Annotated in this window: 21 protein-coding genes; 11 read left to right on the top strand and 10 right to left on the bottom strand. The window is 65.5% G+C overall.

Annotated features, from left to right (window positions below; genetic code table 11):
• Positions 1-63: 63 nt before the first annotated feature.
• Positions 64-333: a GlsB/YeaQ/YmgE family stress response membrane protein gene (locus AC3XQU_RS19040; RefSeq protein ID WP_020656446.1), complete on the bottom strand. Its 270-nt coding sequence runs from the start codon at positions 331-333 to the stop codon at positions 64-66.
• A 270-nt stretch (positions 334-603) separates the two neighbouring features.
• On the opposite strand from AC3XQU_RS19040, the gene AC3XQU_RS19035 reads away from it, so the two are divergent.
• On the top strand, positions 604-2,109 hold the full coding sequence (locus AC3XQU_RS19035; RefSeq protein ID WP_489875728.1) for a hypothetical protein: 1,506 nt from the start codon (positions 604-606) through the stop codon (positions 2,107-2,109).
• 85 nt (positions 2,110-2,194) lie between these two features.
• On the opposite strand, the gene AC3XQU_RS19030 is transcribed toward AC3XQU_RS19035, so the two are convergent.
• Genes AC3XQU_RS19030 through AC3XQU_RS19020 form a run of 3 tightly spaced genes read right to left on the bottom strand, consistent with a single transcriptional unit; the run spans position 2,195 to position 3,907 of the window.
• A complete protein-coding gene (locus AC3XQU_RS19030; protein ID WP_489875727.1) occupies positions 2,195-2,761 on the bottom strand; it encodes a YceI family protein in 567 nt (188 codons plus the stop codon).
• Positions 2,762-2,810: 49 nt separating this feature from the next.
• Complete coding sequence (locus AC3XQU_RS19025; RefSeq protein ID WP_489875726.1) at positions 2,811-3,362, bottom strand: YceI family protein; 552 nt, start codon at positions 3,360-3,362, stop codon at positions 2,811-2,813.
• Positions 3,359-3,907 (bottom strand): cytochrome b, encoded by a 549-nt coding sequence (locus AC3XQU_RS19020; protein ID WP_489875725.1) that lies wholly within the window; start codon positions 3,905-3,907, stop codon positions 3,359-3,361. The genes AC3XQU_RS19025 and AC3XQU_RS19020 overlap by 4 nt, the downstream gene beginning before the upstream one ends.
• 198 nt (positions 3,908-4,105) lie before the next feature.
• Between AC3XQU_RS19020 and AC3XQU_RS19015 the strand changes: the two genes are divergently transcribed.
• Entirely contained in the window at positions 4,106-6,076 is a 1,971-nt protein-coding gene (locus AC3XQU_RS19015) for a TOL_0244 family TonB-dependent receptor (RefSeq protein ID WP_489875724.1), read from the top strand.
• Between the two features lie 149 nt (positions 6,077-6,225).
• Here the strand turns inward: AC3XQU_RS19015 and purB are convergent, their stop codons facing one another.
• Positions 6,226-7,605, bottom strand: a complete 1,380-nt coding sequence (gene purB, locus AC3XQU_RS19010) for an adenylosuccinate lyase (RefSeq protein ID WP_489875723.1) — start codon at positions 7,603-7,605, stop codon at positions 6,226-6,228.
• A 145-nt stretch (positions 7,606-7,750) separates the two neighbouring features.
• Between purB and AC3XQU_RS19005 the strand changes: the two genes are divergently transcribed.
• Together AC3XQU_RS19005 and AC3XQU_RS19000 are read left to right on the top strand one after the other, a co-directional pair.
• Entirely contained in the window at positions 7,751-8,365 is a 615-nt protein-coding gene (locus AC3XQU_RS19005) for a glutathione S-transferase C-terminal domain-containing protein (protein ID WP_489875722.1), read from the top strand.
• The gene (locus tag AC3XQU_RS19000) at positions 8,362-9,291 is read left to right on the top strand and encodes a PfkB family carbohydrate kinase (protein WP_489875721.1); all 930 of its coding nucleotides are present in this window, start codon (positions 8,362-8,364) and stop codon (positions 9,289-9,291) included. The genes AC3XQU_RS19005 and AC3XQU_RS19000 overlap by 4 nt, the downstream gene beginning before the upstream one ends.
• A gap of 76 nt (positions 9,292-9,367) precedes the next feature.
• On the opposite strand, the gene bfr is transcribed toward AC3XQU_RS19000, so the two are convergent.
• Positions 9,368-9,838, bottom strand: a complete 471-nt coding sequence (bfr, locus tag AC3XQU_RS18995; RefSeq protein WP_489875720.1) for a bacterioferritin — start codon at positions 9,836-9,838, stop codon at positions 9,368-9,370.
• Positions 9,839-9,945: 107 nt separating this feature from the next.
• On the bottom strand, positions 9,946-10,152 hold the full coding sequence (locus tag AC3XQU_RS18990) for a (2Fe-2S)-binding protein (protein ID WP_489875719.1): 207 nt from the start codon (positions 10,150-10,152) through the stop codon (positions 9,946-9,948).
• Positions 10,153-10,407: 255 nt separating this feature from the next.
• Between AC3XQU_RS18990 and AC3XQU_RS18985 the strand changes: the two genes are divergently transcribed.
• The 3 genes from AC3XQU_RS18985 to AC3XQU_RS18975 are packed head-to-tail and all read left to right on the top strand — an operon-like array spanning position 10,408 to position 12,828.
• Positions 10,408-10,665 carry a FeoA family protein gene (locus AC3XQU_RS18985; protein ID WP_489875718.1) on the top strand — a complete coding sequence of 86 codons (258 nt, stop codon included), beginning with the start codon at positions 10,408-10,410 and terminating at the stop codon, positions 10,663-10,665.
• Between the two features lie 4 nt (positions 10,666-10,669).
• On the top strand, positions 10,670-12,550 hold the full coding sequence (gene feoB / locus AC3XQU_RS18980) for a ferrous iron transporter B (RefSeq protein ID WP_489875717.1): 1,881 nt from the start codon (positions 10,670-10,672) through the stop codon (positions 12,548-12,550).
• 5 nt (positions 12,551-12,555) lie between these two features.
• Complete coding sequence (locus AC3XQU_RS18975) at positions 12,556-12,828, top strand: DUF6587 family protein (RefSeq protein ID WP_489875716.1); 273 nt, start codon at positions 12,556-12,558, stop codon at positions 12,826-12,828.
• Here the strand turns inward: AC3XQU_RS18975 and AC3XQU_RS18970 are convergent.
• Together AC3XQU_RS18970 and AC3XQU_RS18965 are read right to left on the bottom strand one after the other, a co-directional pair.
• Positions 12,825-13,220 carry a COG4315 family predicted lipoprotein gene (locus tag AC3XQU_RS18970; protein ID WP_489875715.1) on the bottom strand — a complete coding sequence of 132 codons (396 nt, stop codon included), beginning with the start codon at positions 13,218-13,220 and terminating at the stop codon, positions 12,825-12,827. The two genes, AC3XQU_RS18975 and AC3XQU_RS18970, sit on opposite strands and share 4 nt — an antisense overlap.
• A 41-nt stretch (positions 13,221-13,261) precedes the next feature.
• Complete coding sequence (locus AC3XQU_RS18965) at positions 13,262-14,149, bottom strand: DUF72 domain-containing protein (protein WP_489875714.1); 888 nt, start codon at positions 14,147-14,149, stop codon at positions 13,262-13,264.
• An 84-nt stretch (positions 14,150-14,233) separates the two neighbouring features.
• Between AC3XQU_RS18965 and AC3XQU_RS18960 the strand changes: the two genes are divergently transcribed.
• The 3 genes from AC3XQU_RS18960 (at position 14,234) to AC3XQU_RS18950 (ending at position 16,197) form a co-directional block, all read left to right on the top strand.
• Entirely contained in the window at positions 14,234-14,905 is a 672-nt protein-coding gene (locus tag AC3XQU_RS18960; RefSeq protein WP_489875713.1) for a glutathione S-transferase family protein, read from the top strand.
• 90 nt (positions 14,906-14,995) lie between these two features.
• On the top strand, positions 14,996-15,781 hold the full coding sequence (locus AC3XQU_RS18955) for a 5'-3' exonuclease (protein WP_489875712.1): 786 nt from the start codon (positions 14,996-14,998) through the stop codon (positions 15,779-15,781).
• 20 nt (positions 15,782-15,801) lie between these two features.
• Positions 15,802-16,197: an ANTAR domain-containing response regulator gene (locus AC3XQU_RS18950; RefSeq protein WP_489875711.1), complete on the top strand. Its 396-nt coding sequence runs from the start codon at positions 15,802-15,804 to the stop codon at positions 16,195-16,197.
• Between the two features lie 3 nt (positions 16,198-16,200).
• Here AC3XQU_RS18950 and AC3XQU_RS18945 read toward each other — a convergent pair whose 3' ends face one another.
• Positions 16,201-16,938 carry a GAF domain-containing protein gene (locus AC3XQU_RS18945; RefSeq protein ID WP_489875710.1) on the bottom strand — a complete coding sequence of 246 codons (738 nt, stop codon included), beginning with the start codon at positions 16,936-16,938 and terminating at the stop codon, positions 16,201-16,203.
• A gap of 171 nt (positions 16,939-17,109) precedes the next feature.
• Between AC3XQU_RS18945 and AC3XQU_RS18940 the strand changes: the two genes are divergently transcribed.
• Positions 17,110-18,879 (top strand): putative bifunctional diguanylate cyclase/phosphodiesterase, encoded by a 1,770-nt coding sequence (locus AC3XQU_RS18940; RefSeq protein ID WP_489875709.1) that lies wholly within the window; start codon positions 17,110-17,112, stop codon positions 18,877-18,879.
• Positions 18,880-18,894: the final 15 nt, after the last annotated feature.

Genomic DNA, 18,894 nt, shown 5'->3' with positions numbered 1-18,894 from the left:
TGAGACGTAAAAAAACCAACGCATGAAGCGTTGGTTTTTAGTAAGGGCTATCCACTAGTTCTATTAACGAACGCGGCCACGACGCAGCAGGTTCACGATAGCCAGCAGGATGACGGCACCCAGGAACGAGACCAGCAGCGACGACACGCTGAAGTCGTCCGAATTGATGGTGCCCGAGCCGAACAGCGGCGACAGGAGCCAGCCGCCCAGGAAGGCGCCGACGATACCAACCACGACATTGAGAATCATGCCCTGCTCTGCATCGGTCTTCATGACCATGCTGGCGAGCCAACCGAGAATACCACCGACGACGATCCAAATGATAAATAACATGGCTTACCTCCTTCAAAGTGAGAAAACATACCCCCAGGTCCATTAATTGCCGTGACCATGTTGACAAGTTTAGGCACCCGTCCCCTTCAGGTCGGTGCGGCAACGAACGTTAGACGGCGAATCGCAGGCGCCGTTCTTCGGAATGTGAAAACAAGCGGGTAGGGTGCGTCAGCGAACAGAAGGGGGCTCGTGCGGGGAATATGGTTGTACTACTTGCAAGACAATCATTGTTTGCACGACCACGCACTTGAACCTTTGAAAGGATTCGCCATGAGCAACTACGATTCGAATAACAATCAGAATTCCCGTATGGTTACCGGCCTGTTCCCTGACCGTGCAAGCGCCGAGCGCGCCTACAGCTCGATCTCGACCCGCGGCTACACCAAGGACGACGTCAACCTGATGATGTCGGACGATGCACGCAAGACCCATTTCAATGACACCGACACCGACCTGGGCAGCAAGGCTGCCGAAGGCGCCGGCATCGGCGCCGGTATCGGCGGCACCATCGGCGCCGTGCTGGCCGGTATCGCTGCCGTCGGCACCACCCTCGTGCTGCCAGGCCTGGGCCTGGTCGTGGCCGGCCCGCTGGCCGCAGCCCTGGCCGGCGCCGGCGCCGGCGGCCTGACCGGCGGCCTGATCGGCGCGCTGATCGGCGCAGGCATTCCTGAAGACCGCGCTGCCCACTACGAAGAAGGCATCAAGAAGGGCGGCATCGTGATGGGCGTGAATGCCCGTTCGGACGAAGATGCACGCCATATCGAGCAATCGTTCACCGACAATGGCGGTAGCCACGTGATCGGCGCCGGCATCGGCGCGGTCGGCGGCGCCGTCGTCGGCGCAGGCATCGGCTCGATGGCCGGCCCGATCGGCACCGTCGCCGGCGCCGCCATCGGCGCCGTCACCGGCGGCATGGCCGGCAAGGGCGTGGGCGAAGTCGTGAACCCGAAATCGGGTGACGACCTGTCGGAACACTACCTGGCCAAGGGCACCGGCGCCGGTACCGGCGCGGCAGTGGGCGCGATGGCTGGCGCTGCAGCCGGCCCGATCGGCATGGCTGCCGGTGCGATCGTCGGCGGCCTGGCAGGCGGCGCAGCCGGCAAGGGCGCTGGCGAAGTCGTGAACCCGAAGGCGGGCGACGACCTGAACGAACATAACCTGGCGCAAGGCGTCGGCGGCGCCGGCGGCGCGGCAGTCGGCGCGGCAGTCGGCTCGGTGGCCGGTCCGATCGGCACCGCTGCAGGCGCCGTCATCGGCGGCCTGGCAGGCGGTGCAGCCGGCCAGGGCACGGGCGAAGTCATCAACGCCAAGCCAGGCGACGAACTGCGTGACCATCACCTGGGCACCGGTGTCGGCGCAGCAGGCGGCGCGGCAGTGGGCGGCACCGTGATCGGCGCGGCAGTCGGCGGCCCGATCGGCGCCGTGGCAGGCGCCGGTATCGGTGCAGCCATCGGCGGCATGGCCGGCAAGGGCGTGGCCAAGATGGTCAACCCAGCGGAAGAAGAAGCCCACTGGCGCACCCAGTATCAGACCCAGCCGTATTACACCCCTGGCTACACCTACGACGATTATGCTCCGGCCTATGCGCTGGGTTATAACGGCGCCGGCCGCTATCCAGGCGGCTACGAGACGCACGAGAACGAACTCTCGAGCGAGTGGGAGCGCACCAAGGGCAATTCGCGCCTGAACTGGGATCAGGCCAAGCACGCTTCGCGCGCTGCATGGCACAAGGTCGAGCGCGCCATCCCGGGCGACCTGGACCGCGACGGCCGTTAATTGCCGCTGCCGCCTTCGGGCGGTGACGCGATGAAAAAAAGCCCCGCTGCCTTGATGGCAGCGGGGCTTTTTCTTTGGAGAGTGATTACTGCTTGACGGCTTCGACCTGGATCATCAGCTTCACTTCCGGCGAGAAGCGCGGCAGGCCGAAGTTCACGCCATAGTCGCTGCGCTTGAACTGGGCCGTGACGTCGGCGCCGCAGACTTCGCGCTTGAGCATCGGGTGGTCGATGCACTTGAATTTGTTGATGGTCATGGTCAGCGGACGGGTCACGCCGTTCAGGGTGAACTCGCCTTCGGCCGAGGTCGGCACGTCGCCAGTGAACTTGATCGACTTGGACTTGAAGGTCGAGGTCGGGAATTTGGCGACGTTGAAGATGTCTTCCTTCTTTGCGTGCTCGTTCATCTTGTCGTGGCCGAAGTCGATGCTGGTGGTGTCCACGGTGATGTCGATGGTGCCGGTCTTGGCCGCGCGGTCCAGGGTCACGGTGCCTTCGGTCTTGTTGAACTTGCCGCGCCAGACCGAGATGCCCATGTGGTCGGCTTCGAAGCTCGGGTAGGTGTGGTTCGGGTCGATCTTGTAGGTGTCGGCGGCAAAGGCGGCGCCTGCGCTCAGGGCGGCGGCGGCGGCGATCAGGTGGGCGATTTTCATGTTGCGTGTTTCCTTATGAGGGTGGTTATTGATGAGCTAGATAACTGAATTACGGCGCCGCGACGACGCGGAACTTGATGACAACTTCATCGGCGACCATGCTCGTGTCCTTCCACTCGCCTTCGCCGATGTTGAAGGCCAGCCGCTTGATCGGCAACTGGCCCTCGAACACCTGTTTCGCGCCTTCGGTCTTCATCGTCAGTGGAAAACTCACGTTGGCGCTGCGGCCCTTGATGCTCAGCTTGCCGGTGACATTGAACTTGCCGGCGCCTGCCGGGGCGATCGCGGTCGATACGAAGTTCGCCTTCGGGAATTGGGCGGCGTTGAACCATTCCTTCTTGGTCACTTCCTTGTTGTATTCAGGGTCGCCCAGGTCAAGGCTGGCCGTGGCGATGTCGACGCTGGCCTTCGACGCCGCCGGCTGGGCCGGGTTGTAGTCGATCTGGGCCGTGAATTGCTTGAACTTCGCTTCAACCGGCACGCCCATCTGCTTGAACACGGCGGCAACGCTGCTTTTCGCCGGATCGGTTTTCAGTGGGGCGGCGCCGGCGACGGCGCTGGCCAGCAGGGAGGCCAGCAACAGGCCTGTGAATGGTTTCATCGGGATTCCTTCGAGGTAGAAAAAGGCAGCATGCGCGCCATTACGCCGTCGCGGTCGACCAGCAGGTGCTTGAAGGCGGCCGCCACGTGCACGCCGACCAGCGCAGCCAGCAGCATGGCGAGCCAGTAATGGACATCTTTCAGCACCAGCTTGAGCGCGGGATCGGCGGCGATCAGCACCGGCAGCTCGACCACGCCGAAATACACGACCGGCACGCCCGCCGCCAGGCTGTAGAAATAACCCGACAGGGGCAGCGCGAACATCAGCACGTACAGCAGCCCGTGCAGGCCATGGGCGGCGCCGCGCTGCCAGGCCGGCATGTCGTCGGAATAAGCGGGTGGATGGCGGAACAGACGCCACAGCAGGCGCAGGGCGGCCAGGGCGAGCACGGTCACACCGGCCCACTTGTGCCAGGAAAAATATTTCAGCTTGGTCGGCGTCAAACCGGGGATATCCGTCATGACCAGCCCAAGCGTGAAGGTGCCGACGATGAGCAGGGCAATCGTCCAGTGCAGCAGGATGGCTGTGTTAGTGTAGCGGTGCATTGTTTCTTGGTGGAAATCAGTACGCATTAGGACTAACTATACCAGTCTTTACTGGCGGCTGCTGCCGGAGCTTATTTTTTGCTTGAAACACTAGCACGGATTCTAACGAGCGCACAGCAGCAGGGCTCGAATGTAAAATCCCTAACACAGCCGTTTATCAATATTGCTGCCAGAAACAATTCGCCGCGGAGCTGCTTCATGATCATTTACCCATTGCCGTGGCCGCCGCGAGCCGCGTATACCTTCGTGCTGGCGAGTGCCGCAGCTGTGCTGGCGCTGCCGGCCGCTGCTGCACAGGATGCTGTCACTGCCCAGGGCGATAACCTGGCCGACCTGTCGATCGAGGAACTGGCCAATATCGCGGTCACGTCGGTCTCGAAGAAACCGGAGCGCCTGCAGGACGCGCCGGCTTCCGTCTTCGTGATCACCGCCGACGACCTGCGCCGCTCGGGTGCACGCAGCATTCCCGAGGCGCTGCGTCTCGCCCCCAACCTGCATGTGGCGCAGAGCTCGGGTTATGGCGCCTCGATCAGCGCGCGTGGCCTGAACGGCAGCAACAACAGCGGTCCGAACAAGCTGTTGGTCATGATCGACGGCCGTTCGGTGTATGCACCGCTGTTCTCGGGCGTGTTCTGGGACATGCAGGACGTGATGCTGGAAGACGTCGAGCGCATCGAAGTCATCAGCGGCCCAGGCGGCACCATGTGGGGCGTGAACGCGGTGAACGGCGTCATCAATATCATCACGCGCCGGGCCGGCGCGACGCAAGGCAGCATGGCCGCGCTGGGCGCCATGAGCGACGGCCTTGACGCCGCCTTCCGCCAGGGCGGCCAGAGCGGCAACGCCAGCTGGCGCGCCTATGGCAAGGTGCTGCGGCGCGCCCACGGCGAGACCGCCGCAGGCACGCGCGTGGATGACGACTGGCGCCAGGCGCTGCTCGGCTTCCGGGCCGACTGGGCGCGCGGCAGCGATACCTTCACCATCAACGGCAACCTGGTGCGCGGCCGCCACGGACAGCCCGAGCCGGGCGAGATTTCCGTCACCGGCACGGCACTGCGCCTGGGCGACGTCGATACCGAAGGCGCCAACCTCACCGCGCACTGGGAACGTGCGCTGGACGGCGGCGGGCGCCTGTCGGCGCAGGCCTATCTCGATTACACGCGGCGCGAAGTGCCGCCGACCTTTACCCAGTCGCTCCAGATCGCGGACCTGCAGCTCGAGCACAGCTTGCCGGCCTGGGGCCGCCACAGCCTGATGTGGGGCGCAAACCTGCGCCACAGCTGGGACAGCGTCACGAACAGCGAGGTGATCGCCTTCCTGCCGGCCGATAAACAGCAGACCTGGGCCAGCCTGTATGCGCAAGACGAGGTGGCGCTGCATCCCGACCTGAGCCTGACCCTGGGCGCGCGCATCGAGCGCAACGACTACACCGGCAACGAATTCCTGCCGACCGCGCGCCTGGCCTGGCGCATGTCGCCGCGCCACACGGTCTGGAGCGCGCTGTCGCGCACCGTGCGCGCGCCGACCCGGCTCGACGTCGACGCCTTTGTCCCCGGCCGCCCGCCCTACCTGCTGCGCGGCGGGCCGCAGGTGCGATCCGAGGTGGCGAAGGTGGTCGAAGTGGGCTACCGCGGCCAGCCGCTGGCCGGCTTCTCGTATTCAGCCACGCTGTTCCACAACCGCTACGACCACCTGCGCACGCAGGAAGTCGATCCGACCGGAACCTTCATCACTTTCGGCAGCCTGATGGAAGGCAAGGCAACCGGGATCGAGATGTGGGGCAGCTACCAGTTGACGGACGCCTGGCGCCTGTCGGGCGGCTATACCGCCTTGCACGAGCGGCTGCGCCTGAAAGCGGGCAGCAATGACCTGGCCGGTCCCGGCGCCGCCGGCAAGGACCCCGAGCATACGCTGCAGCTGCGCTCGAACTATGCGTTCGACGACCGGCGCGAGCTGGAAGTAGCGCTGCGCAAGGTGGCCGCGCTGGAAAACCCCGCGGTGCCGGGGTACTGGGCGCTCGACGCGCGCTTCGGCTGGCGCCTGCGCCCTGATCTGGAGCTGTCGCTGGTGGGGCAGAATCTGAATGGCGGCCACGGCGAGTATGGGCCGGTGGCGACGCGGTCCGAGCTCGAGCGCCGGGTGGGCCTCAAGCTGGTGTGGACAAATTGAACGCGGCAATAACCGTTATAGGGTGAGTCGCCGCCGCACCGTAGAGTGGACGTCACGGTAATGCTGCCCGCGCGGCTGCTCTCCGGCCGCTTGAACGCGTGGGCAAGAAACTTGCCCACCCTACGGTGTGCGTTTAATCGGGCCCTGCCTTAAATGGCTTTCGCCAGTTCCGCAGCCAGGCCGATGTAATTCGCCGGCGTCATCTGCATCAGCAAGTCCTTTGCTTCCTGCGGAATCGCCAGCTTGCCGATGAACTCCTGCAGCGCGTCGCGCGTGATACCCTTGCCGCGCGTGAGTTCCTTCAGCTGCTCGTACGGGTTCTCGATGCCATAGCGGCGCATCACGGTCTGCACCGGCTCGGCCAGCACTTCCCAGTTCGCGTCCAGGTCCGCTTCGAGTCGCGCCGCGTTCACTTCCAGCTTGTTCAGGCCGCGCAGGCAGCTGTCGTAGGCCAGCAGGGTGTAGCCGAATCCCACGCCGATGTTGCGCAGCACGGTCGAATCGGTCAGGTCGCGCTGCATGCGCGAGACCGGCAGCTTCTCGGCCATGTGGCGCAGCACCGCGTTGGCCAGGCCCAGGTTGCCTTCGGAGTTCTCGAAGTCGATCGGGTTGACCTTGTGCGGCATGGTCGACGAGCCGATTTCGCCGGCGCGCAGCTTCTGCTTGAAGTAGCCCAGCGAAACATAGGTCCAGATGTCGCGGTTCAGGTCGAGCAGGATGGTGTTGGCGCGCGCGATGGCGTCGAACATCTCGGCCATGTAGTCGTGCGGCTCGATCTGGATGGTGTACGGGTTGAACACCAGGCCCAGGCGCTGCTCGATCACTTCCTTCGAAAACGCCGCCCAGTCGAAGCCCGGATAGGCCGACAGGTGTGCGTTGTAGTTGCCGACCGCGCCGTTCATCTTGCCGAGAATCTCGACGGCGGCAATACGCTTGATCGCGCGCTGCAGGCGCGCAACCACGTTGGCGAATTCCTTGCCGAGCGTGGTCGGGCTGGCCGTCTGGCCATGGGTACGCGAGAGCATCGGCAGCGAGGCGTTGGTATGCGCGATCTCGGTGAGCTTGGCGATGATGGCTTGCAGGGACGGCAGCAGTACGCCGTCGCGCGCGGCTTTGAGCATCATGCCGTGCGAGGTGTTGTTGATGTCTTCCGAGGTGCAGCCGAAGTGGATGAATTCGCTCGCCGCCACCAGTTCCGGCACGTCCTTGACCTGCTCCTTGAGCCAGTATTCGACCGCCTTGACGTCGTGGTTGGTGACCGCCTCGATCTCCTTGATACGCGCCGCCTCGGCGTCGCCGAAGTTCGCGGCCATGCGCTCGAGATGGGCGTTCGCATCGACGGAGAACGGCTTGATCTCGGCGAAACCGGCCTGCGACAGCGCCTGCAGCCATGCGATCTCGACCTTCACGCGGTGGTGCATGAAGCCCGCTTCGGACAAAATCGGGCGCAGCTTGTCGGTTTTCGACGCGTAGCGGCCGTCCAGCGGGGACAGGGCCGACAGGGTAAAGGAAGGGACGGTAGAGGTCATGGCGGGCGGTCCGTGCAAAAACGCGGATTTTACCACCGGCGGCTGCTGGAAGCCGCGGCGCCGGCCTGTTCGCGGCCTTCCCGGCGCGGCTGGCCGCGCCCCTGCCGATGTTATACTTGCATCTCTTCGTCTACCCCGGGCATTTATGAAACTCATCGGTTCGTTCACCAGTCCCTTTGTGCGCAAGGTCCGCGTCGTGCTGGCGGAGAAGAAGCTCGATTTCAGCTTCGAACAGGAAAACGTCTGGGTCCCGGAGACCACGATCCAGCAGGTCAACCCGCTCGGCAAGATCCCATGCCTGGTGATGGAAGACGGCAGCACGCTCTACGATTCGCGCGTGATCGCCGAATACCTCGATACCGTTTCGCCGGTGTGCAAGCTGCTGCCGCCGAACGGCCGCGAGCGCACCGAAGTGAAGGTGTGGGAAGCGCTGGCCGACGGCGTGCTCGATGCCGCCGTCCTGGTCTTCCTGGAACGCCGCGAACGCCCGCCCGAGCAGCAAAGCGCCAGGTGGATCGAGCGCCAGCTCGGCAAGGTGCATGCCGGCCTGCGCGAGATGTCGTCCCGGCTGGGCGACTCCACCCATTGCATGGGCACCCACTACACGCTGGCCGACGTCGCCACCGGCTGCGCGCTGGGCTGGCTGGCCTTCCGCTTCCCCGAGATCGACTGGCGCGGCGACTACCCGAACCTGGCCCGCCTGTTCGATAAGCTGTCCGAACGCGCATCGTTCCGCGACACCGTGCCTTTCGTTGCATGAGCGCGCCCGCCGTCACAGCAATCTTCGGCGAAGCCCTGGTCGACGACTTCACCACCGAGCAGGTCGTCGGCGGTGCGCCCTTCAACGTGGCGCGCCATCTCGCCGCCTTCATGGCGCCGCAGCTGATGATCACCCGCATCGGCAACGACGGCCCGGGCCAGGCCGTGCGCGCCGAATTCGAACGCTTCGCGATGAGCGAGGCAGGCCTGCAGGTCGACCCGATCGAGGAAACCGGCCGCGTGATGGTCGAGCGCAGCGCGCGCGGTCACCGTTTCACGATCGTGCCCTGCCAGGCCTACGATTTCATCGACCCCGAGCAGGCGCAGGCGGCGCTGGACCAGGCGCAGCCGGGCATCTTCTATTTCGGCACCCTGGCCCAGCGGGGCGAGCGCTCGCGCAACACGCTGCATGCACTGCTCGCGGCCACCGGCGCGCTGCGCTACCTCGACCTGAACCTGCGCAGCGGCCAGTACGACGAGCGCAGCGTCACGCGCTCGCTGCAGGCCGCGCAAATCGTCAAGGTCAACGAAGAAGAACTGCAGGCGCTGTTCGGCTGGTATTTCCAGATGGCGCCGGACGCGCCGGCGCTGTCGGCCGAAGAGGTGCATGCCTCCTGCGGCGCGCTGCTCAAGATGTTCTCGCTCGACGCCCTGATCGTCACGCTGGGCCACCGCGGCTCGGTGTATTTTGGTGCCGACGGCAGCACGGTCATGACGCGCGATACGCCGGCGCCGCCCTTCGTCATCGACACGGTGGGGGCAGGGGATGCGTTCTCGGCGATTTTCCTGCTCGGCAGGATGCGCGGCTGGCCGCTCGACCAGACGCTGGCGCGGGCCAACGAGTTCGCCGGTGCGATCTGCGCAATTCCGGGCGCGGTGCCGCGCGACCTGGGGTTTTACGATGGCTGGATGCGCAAGTGGCGCTGATCCGCACACTCTGCGCACCATGAAAAAGGGTTCCTCTCGAGGAACCCTTTTTTGATGCCGCCGTGCGTGGGCAGGATTATTCGCTGATCTGGCTCTGCAGGTAATTCTGGATGCCGACCTTCACGATCAGGTCGAGCTGCGTTTCCAGCCACTCGATATGCTCTTCGGTGTCTTCCAGGATCATCAGGAACAAATCGCGCGTGACGTAATCGGCCGCTGCTTCCGAGGCCGCGATGCCTTCCTTGACCGTCACCTGGGCGGCGCGCTCGAGCTTCAGGTCGCATTCGAGCATTTCCTGGGTCGATTCACCGATGAGCAGCTTGTGCAGCGCCTGCAGGTTCGGCAGGCCGTCGAGCATCAGGATGCGGTCGATCAGCTTGTCGGCATGCTTCATTTCGCCGATCGATTCCTCGTATTCCTTTTTCGCCAGGCGGCCGAAGCCCCAGTGGCGGTACATGCGCGCATGCAGGAAATACTGGTTGACCGCGGTGAGCTCATTGGTCAGCTGCGCATTGAGCAGCCGGATGATGTTGGGATCGCCCTTCATGGAATGCTTTCGGTGATGTGGATGTCAACATCATAGCAAACCGCAGCCGGCGCGGGGGAAGCGCCGGCCCCGGCGTGGCCGGGATGGAGGAAATTGAAAAGCCGGCCTCAGGCCAGCTGGGTGCGGCGCAGTTCGGTGACGACGGTCTTGCTGCCGAGGTGTTCGTTGAGCACTTCGCGCGCATAGCTGACGCAGGTGCCGCACATCGTGCCCACGCCCAGTTCACGGTGCAGCTCGGCGACCGAGGAGATGCCCAGGTCGATGGCCTGGCGGATTTCACGGTCGGAGATGTTGTTGCAGACACAGACGATCATCGTTTCGTTCCTTGGTGCTGGGCGGGTTGCGGTCTTGGCGATTTGCCAAATAAATGAGAATCAATCTCATTCGTGTTCTATTTTGTCGAAACTCTGCGGCGTTTGCAACTGATTTTTGCAGCTTTGCCGCGCTATTTGCATGCTGTGATCAAACCGCAAATAGAAATAATTCGCATTTAGGTTTATGATGCAGGTAGTTGTCTCATCAGCGCTACATGCAGGACCGAATGTAGGCTCACAATCCCGGACGCGACCATGACCCTAGCTTCTTCCCTCACCACGCTCGACGCCCTCCAGCCCGGCCAGAGCGCCACCGTGATCCACCTGGCGCCCAGCCGGCAGGAGGACGGCAGCGACGTCCAGCGCCGCCTGATGGAGCTCGGTTTCGTTCCCGGCGAGCGCATCCGCGTGCTCAAGCGCGTCATGGGCGGCCCGCTGGCCGTCAAGGTCGGCGAATCGACCTTTGCGCTGCGCCGTTTCGAAGCCGCCCTCGTGTCGATCAAGCCGGAATAAACGCATGGGTGTCATGGAACAGCAGGTGGCGTCGCGTACGCCCCTGGTCGCCTTGCTCGGCAATCCGAATTGCGGCAAGACTGCACTATTCAACCGCCTGACCGGCTCGCGCCAGAAGGTCGCGAACTACGCCGGCGTGACCATCGAACGCAAGGAAGGCAGCTTCACCTCGCCGGCCGGCCGCGCTTTCCGCGTGCTCGACCTGCCGGGCGCCTACAGCCTCAATGCCCAGACCCCGGACGAAGGCATCACGCGCGATGTGGTGGCCGGCCTGCGAGCGGGCGAAGCCCCGCTCGACGCCATCCTGTGCGTGGTCAACGCCACCAACCTGCGCCTGAACCTGCGCCTGGTGCTCGAACTGCGCCGCCTCGGCCTGCCGATGGTGCTGGCCCTGAACATGGTCGATGTCGCCAAGAAGCGCGGCATCCGGATCGATACCGCGCTGCTGTCGTCGGCGCTGGGCATGCCGGTGGTGGAAACCGTCGCCATCCATGCCGGCGGCGAGCAGGCCCTGCTGGCTGAACTCGACCGCATGGAGTTCGGCGCGCCCGCCAAGGTCAAGCCGCTGTCGGCGATCGACGAAGTGCCGGTCGAGGAAACCCAGCGCGAAGTGCGCCGCATCCTCGACCTGGCCGTCTCCACCAGCGCCGACCGCGGCAACCTCACCGAAAAGATCGACAACGTGGTGCTGCATCCGCTGCTCGGCCCCGTGATCCTGGCCGCGCTGATGTTCCTGATCTTCCAGGCCGTGTTCAGCTGGGCCGGCACGCCGATGGACCTGATCGAGGCGGGCGTCGGCGGCCTGGGCGAACTGGTCGGCTCCTGGCTGGGCGAAGGCCCGCTGCGCAGCCTGATCGTGGACGGCATCATCGCCGGCGTCGGCAGCGTGCTGGTATTCCTGCCGCAGATCCTGATCCTGTTCTTCTTCATCCTGCTGCTCGAAGACGTCGGCTACCTGCCGCGCGCGGCCTTCCTGCTCGATCGCATCATGGGCAGCGTGGGCCTGTCCGGGCGCGCCTTCCTGCCGCTGCTGTCTTCATTCGCCTGCGCGATTCCCGGCGTGATGGCCGCGCGCACCATCCAGAACCCGCGCGACCGCCTGGTGACGATCATGATCGCGCCCCTGATGACCTGCTCGGCGCGCCTGCCGGTGTATGCGCTGCTGATCGCAGCCTTCATCCCGGACCGCACCGTGGCCGGCTCGCTCAACCTGCAGGGCGTGGTGCTGTTCGTGCTGTACATGGCCGGCATCCTGAGCGCGATGGCGGTGGCCTGGTTCATGAAGCGCCGCAGCAGCTACAAGCAGCAGGCCCTGATGCTCGAACTGCCGGCCTACCACTGGCCGCAGGCGAGCGCGCTGGCCTCGGGCCTGTGGGAGCGCGCCAAGATCTTCCTCAAACGCGTCGGCACCCTGATCCTCACCATGATGATCCTGCTCTGGCTGCTGTCGAGCTTCCCCGGCGCACCGGAAGGCGCGACCCATCCGGCCATCTACTACAGCGTGGCGGGCATGATCGGCCGCGCGCTGGCCGTGGTGCTGGCCCCGATCGGCTTCGGCTGGGAGATCGCGATCGCCCTGGTGCCGGGCATGGCCGCGCGCGAAGTCGCGGTGGGCGCCCTGGGCACCGTGTATGCGCTGTCGGGCGGGGACGAAGTGGGCAACACGCTGGCGCCGATGATCGCGCAGTCGTGGTCGCTGGCCACCGGCCTGTCGCTGCTGGCCTGGTATGTGTATGCGCCGCACTGCCTGCCGACGCTGGCGACGGTGGCGCGCGAAACCGGCAGCCGCCGCTACGCCTGGATCATGGCAGGCTACATGTTCGGGCTGGCCTACGTGGCGGCCTTCATCGTCTACCGCACCACGCTGTATTTCACGGGAGGCTGAGCGCCATGCCCTGGCAGGAAATCGTCGTCGGGATCATCGTTGCGCTGGCCGCCCTGTATGCCGGCGCCAAATACCTGCCCGAGCCCTGGCGCCGCGCCCTGGTGCACCGCCTGTCGAAGGGCGGACGCGAATCGAAGCTGGTGGCCTGGCTCGACACCTCGGCCAGCTGCGGCAGCGGCTGCGGCAGCTGCGGCAGCTGCGCCACGCCCGAGCCAGCACCGGCCCCCGATGCCGCACAGGGCAGGGGCCGGGTCATCAAGATCCACGAACGCCGCTAGCGCGCCGATTCGGCCACCACGTGCCAGGCGCCGCCGACCCCGTCGCCGGTCTTGTCGCCCTCTTTCTTGTCCTTGATGAAGGTGTACAGCGGCTTGCCCCGGTGCGCGAGCTGCTTGCTGCCGTCCTCGCGCGTGACCGTCGACCAGGGTTCGGACAGGGCGGCGCTGCCGGCCATTACCGGCGGCCAGTTCCTGGCGCAGGTCTCGACGCAACTGCTCTTGCCGCTGCCGGCAACGTCCTTGTCATAGGTGTAGACGGTCATGCCCGAGGCATTGACCAGCACGCCCTTGGACGCCTTCAGCGGCGGGCCTCCGGCGGGGGCATCGGCGGCAAGCAGGGAAGTGGAAAACAGCAGGGCGGACAGGGCGGTACTGACGCGAAGCAATTGCATAATAGCCTCCTGGTCGGTTACAGCATGGGTGGACCACCATTCTAGTCCTGCTCGTCCAGTGCGTCGACCGCCGCGATGAGCCGGCGCGCGTCGAACGGGGCATGCACCTTGATGTCGTTATCGAAGTAGCAGTAGACGTCGCGCGTTTTTCGCCGTGGCGGCGGCTTGCTCGATACCAGGCGCGCGTCGATCGGCTGCCCGCCCCGGCGCCAGGCGTGGATGCGTTCGGCCCAGGCCGCGATCGCCGCGTCGCCGTAGCCGCTCGCATACAGCTCCTTGTCGCCATGCAGGCGGATGTAGACGAAATCCGCAGTCAGGTCTTCGCACAGCGGCCACTTGCCGGCGGTATCGGCCACCACCAGCGCCACCTTGTACTTGCGCAGCAGGGCGATGAAGGCGGGATCCATGAAGCTCTCGTGGCGGATCTCCACCGCATGGCGCATCGGGCGTTTTGGCCCGGCGTCGAGCGAGACCTTGCCTTCCATGCGCGGCTGGTGCAGCAGGGCGCGTTCGCGCGCGGCGTCGGTGTCCTGCGGCAGGATGGACAGGAAATGCTCGAAGCGCTCCGGGTCGAATTTCATCACGGGCGGGAACTGCCACAGGAAGGGGCCGAGCTTCTCGCGCAGCTCGAAGCCGCCCGATGCCAGCACGTTGGCCAGGGCGTCGTCGATGTTGTTCAGCTTGAGCATGTGGGTCAGGAAGCGGTTGCCCTTGACCGCGAACACGAAGCCGGGCGGCGTGGCCGCATACCACTGCGCATAGCTTGCGGGCCGCTGCAGCGAATAGAACGAACCATTGATCTCGATGGAGGGCAGCTGGCTCGCCGCGTATTCGAGCTCGCGGTGCTGGGCCAGTCCCGATGGATAGAACACGCCGCGCCAGGGCACATAGCGCCAGCCCGAAATGCCGATGTACACCGATCCGCTCATGCGCCGACGATACACCGGCTCGCCTGTTGGCAGGCGCACAACATGTTAAGCTGCAGGCCTGTCGAACCTTAATCGAAAGCGTCCATGATCGTCGTCCATCACCTGAACAATTCGCGCTCGCAGCGCATCCTGTGGCTGCTCGAAGAGCTGGGACTGGACTACGAGATCAGGCGCTACCAGCGCGACCCCAAGACCATGCTGGCGCCGGCCGAACTCAAGGCCGTCCACCCGCTGGGCAAGTCGCCCGTGATTACCGACGGCGAGGCGACCGTGGCGGAATCGGGCGCCATCATCGAATACCTGCTGGAGCGCTACGGCAACGGGCGCCTGCTGCCGGCCGTCGGCACGCCCGAACGCCTGCGCTACACCTACTTCCTGCACTTCGCCGAAGGCACGGCCATGTCGCCGCTGCTCATGAAGCTCGTGTTCGACCGCATCGAGAGCGGCCCGATGCCCTTCTTTGCCAAGCCGATCGCGCGCGGCATCGCGCGCAAGGTCAAGGACACCTTCATCATGCCGAACATCCGCAGCCAGCTCGATTACCTCGAGAGTGAACTGGGCAAGTCGCCGTGGTTCGCCGGCAGCGAATTCAGCGCCGCCGACATCCAGATGAGTTTCCCGCTGGAGGCGGCCGCCTCGCGCGGTGGCCTGGGCAGCCAGTACCCGAAGCTGGAAGCGTTCCTGCAGAAGATCCACGCGCGCCCGGCCTATATCCAGGCGCTCGAACGCGGCGGCAAATACGACCTGGTCAAGTAAGCCTGGCCGCCGGCCCGCTTTCCCAAGCGGGCCGCGGGGTTTATCATGGCGGCGCACGCATAACCCCGCATCCACCGTCCCCATTCCACCATGAGCACACAGGGCAAGCTGCTGGCGATCGATGGCCTGAACATCGTCCGCCGCGTCTACGAAGCCAGTCCCGAACCGGACTCCGACCTGAAGGCCAGCATCGCGCTGCGCCATGCCTTCTCGTCCTTCCGCATCCTGCTCGAGACGCACGCGCCGACCCACGTGCTGGCCGCCTTCGATTACGGCGGCGAGACCTGGCGCCATGCGCTCTACCCGCGCTACCGCGAGAACCGCGCGCCGATGCCCGGCTTCCTGCGCGAGGCGCTGCCCGAATTCCACGAGCGCTTGCGCCAGGCCGGCCTGCACGTCCTGATGCTGCCCGGCGTCGAGGCCGACGACGTGATCGCCACCGGCGTGATGCGCTGGCTGCAGGAAGGACGCGGCCAAGCCATCGTCGCCACCACCGACAAGGACTTGCACGTGCTGGTCGCCCGTGGCGCGCTGGTGTGGGACCACTTCAAGAACGAATGGCATGACGACGCCTGGGTGCGCCAGCGCTTCGGCGTGGCGCCCGAACTGCTGCACGACCTGCTGGCGCTGATGGGCGACCCGACCGACGGCGTGCCGGGCGTGTCCAAGATCGGCATGAAGACCGCGGCGCGCCTGCTCAATGCCTACGGCAGCCTGGAAGCCGTGGTGGCCGGCGCCGGCATCCTCAAGACGCCGCTGGGCGAAAGGCTGCGTGCCGAGCGTGAGATACTCCAGGTCTCGCGCCAGCTGGTCGAGCTCAAGCGCGACGTGCGCCTGGGCGTGACCTGGAACATGCTGGCCTACGAGTCACACTGAAACAAGGAAGGAAAGACCCGATGCTCAAGGCATTGATCGTGGACGGCAGCGCCATTTCGCGCGGGCTGCTCAACACCGTGCTGACCGATGGCGGTTATGAGGTGGTGGCGCAGACGCACACCGGACTGCTGGGCTATACGCTGGCGATGAAGCACCGCCCGCAAATCGTCTGCATCGCGCGCGAGCAGGTCGAAGACGGAAGCCAGGTGGTCGAGGAATTGCGGGCCAACCTGCCCAAGGCGATGATCTTCATGGTGTCCGGCACGCTCGATGCGCCTACCATCCAGCAGGCCGCCGCGCGCGGCGTGCATGGCTTCGTGGTCAAGCCCTTCAAGGCCGACACGGTGCTCAAGACCATCCGCAATACCGTCATCGCGGTCGTCAAGAAACAGCAGGGCGCCAACAACCAGCCCTGAGATTCAGGACTGGTTGCGGCGGGCGATTTCGTCGGATGCGATCGCGGCCAGTTCGTGCAACGCGCGCAGCTCGCGCTCGCGCAGGCGCCGCGGTTCGCGGTCGAGTACGCACAAGGTCCCCAGCTGCCGCCCCTGCGCATCCGACAGCGGCACGCCGGCATAAAAGCGCGCATGCGGTGCGCCCGTCACCAGTGGATTGTGGACGAAGCGCGGATCATCGGCGGCGTCGGCCACCATCATGGCCGCGCCGGCCTCCAGCACATGGCTGCAGAAAGCCCATTCGCGCGGCGTTTCGGCCAGGTCGATGCCGATCCGCGCCTTGAACCATTGGCGCCGCTCGTCCAGGAAGCTCACCAGCGCGATCGGGCACTCCGTGACCTGCGCCGCCAGCCGGACCAGCCGGTCGAACACTTCTTCGGCCGGCGTGTCCATCAATCCCGATTCGGCCAGCGCCGCCAGCCGCCGGGCTTCGCCGGGGAGCTCCACCGGCCCGGTGTGAATGCCGGTGTGGGCGCTCGACGCCGGGTCGGCATCTGCGGCAAGCACGACGGCCTCGCTGCTCTGCAGGTCGAGCAGGCGGCGCACACTGCTCAGGCGCACGCGGCGGTGTCCACCGGGCGTCTTCCAGGTTGGCAGGGCGCCGCTTTCCATCCAGAGCTGCGCAGTGCTCACGGCAATGCCGAGCAGTTGCGCCGCTTCGCGCGTGGTCAGGATCGGGTCGTTGTCTTTTGGCTTGGTCATTGGATACGTTGGGCGCGGGCCATGGATTCTACCTGAATGTTGTACTTATTTGACGAAAATGCGTATTAACTTGGAAATTCGGGCCAAAAGCAGGATGCCCTTTTCATACATTACCCGGTATAATCGTCAGTTCCGTCAAATATGCGTGTTCCCGACACGCTTCGCCTGACCATGCATGCACTCAACACTCCTGCACTACGCGAAGCGAGCCGTATCGAGGCCCTGCGCCAGCTCGACCTGCTCGACACTGCGCCGAGCGACGCGTTCGATCGCATTACCCGGATGGCGGCCCAGTTGTTCCAGCTGCCGATCGCCGCGGTATCGCTGACCGACGTCGACCGCCAGTGGTTCAAGTCCAGGGTCGGTGTCGAGCACAGCCAGATTCCGCGCCTGAAGGCCCCTTGCGCTGCCGTGGCCGAGAGCGGCCAGATGCTGGCGGTGCCGGACCTGCGCACCGACGCCTTCTTCCATGACAGCGTACTGGCCGAAAGCGGCATCCGCTTCTACCTCGGCGCGCCGCTCATCACCAAGAGCGGCCACTGCCTGGGAGCGATGTGCGTCCTGGGCACCGAGCCGCGCGCGGTGACCGAGGCCGAGCGTGCCAGCCTGAGCGACCTGGCGGCGATGGTCATGGCGCAGATCGAACTGCAGCACGCGCTGGGCCGCATCGACCCGATCAGCGGCCTGCCCAATCGGAACCAGTTCGCCAGCGACCTGCGCGACCTGGACATCGTGCTGGCCCAGGGCGAGCCGCAGCTGGCGGCGCTGGTCAGCCTGGCCAGTCCCGAGGAGCTGAGCGACGCCATGAGCGTGATGGGCAGCGCATGGCTGGACGACACCGTGCGCCTGGCGGTGCCGGACCTGCGCCGCCTGGCCGGCGAGGGCAAGGTCTACCACGTCGGCACGACCCAGTTCGCTTTCTTCGCGCCGCTGGGCGCGACCATGGTGCGTTTCAGCGGCGCCCTCATGAGCTGGCTGGGCGAGCACGTGCTGGGCACCCAGTCGGGCTTCCTGACTACCGCCACGGTCGGCGTGGTGCGCTTTGCCGTCGGCGAGGATGCCCCGCTCGACGTGCTGCGCAACCTGCACAGTGCAGCCCACGATGCGCGCGACGCCGAATCCGGGCTGCGCGTGTACTCCGCCGAACAGGATGCAGCCTATCGCCACCGCTTCTGGCTCATCGGCGAGTTCGGGCGTGCACTGGCCCAGCCCGACGAGCTTCACCTGGCGTTCCAGCCCAAGATTTCGCTGCAGGACGGCAGTTGCGCCGGCGTCGAAGCCCTGCTGCGCTGGAACCATCCGCAGGCCGGCCCGATCGCGCCCGGCGAATTCATGCCGATCATCGAGGGCACCTCGCTGGCGCGCGTGACCACCGACTGGGTGCTGGAAGCGGCGCTGCGCCAGCTGGCGGCGTGGTGCGAGGCCGGCGTGCGCCTGCAGGTGGCGGTGAACGTTTCAGCGGTCAACCTCGAAGAGCCCGATTTCTGCGAGCGCGTGCTGGACGGCCTGGCGCGCCATGGCGTGCCGGCGGCAAGCCTGGCGCTGGAAATGACGGAAAGCGCGCTGATGCGCAAGCCCAAGGCGGCGCACGACACGATGGCGCGGCTGGCCCAGGGCGGCGTCAAGATCGCCATCGACGATTTCGGTACCGGCTACAGCAGCCTGTCGTATCTGCAGGACATGCCGGCCGACGTGGTCAAGATCGACCAGTCCTTCGTGCGCGGCATGGCAAGCGACGAGCGCACGCTCGCGCTGGTGACGACCATGATCAAGCTGTCGCACGACCTGGGACACCGGGTGGTGGCGGAAGGGGTGGAAACGGAGGAAGTGGCGCAGCTGCTGCGCGCTGCGGGCTGCGACGAGGCGCAGGGCTATTTCTATGCGCGGCCGATGGCGCCGTCCTCGTTGACGCGGTGGCTGGAGCAGCGCCAGGTTTCATAGGGCAGGCGGCTTTTC

Source organism: Telluria sp. AZSoR62 (assembly GCF_058111565.1).
Note: the sequence above shows the minus strand (reverse complement) of the source record. Positions and strands in the feature narration are given on the sequence as shown.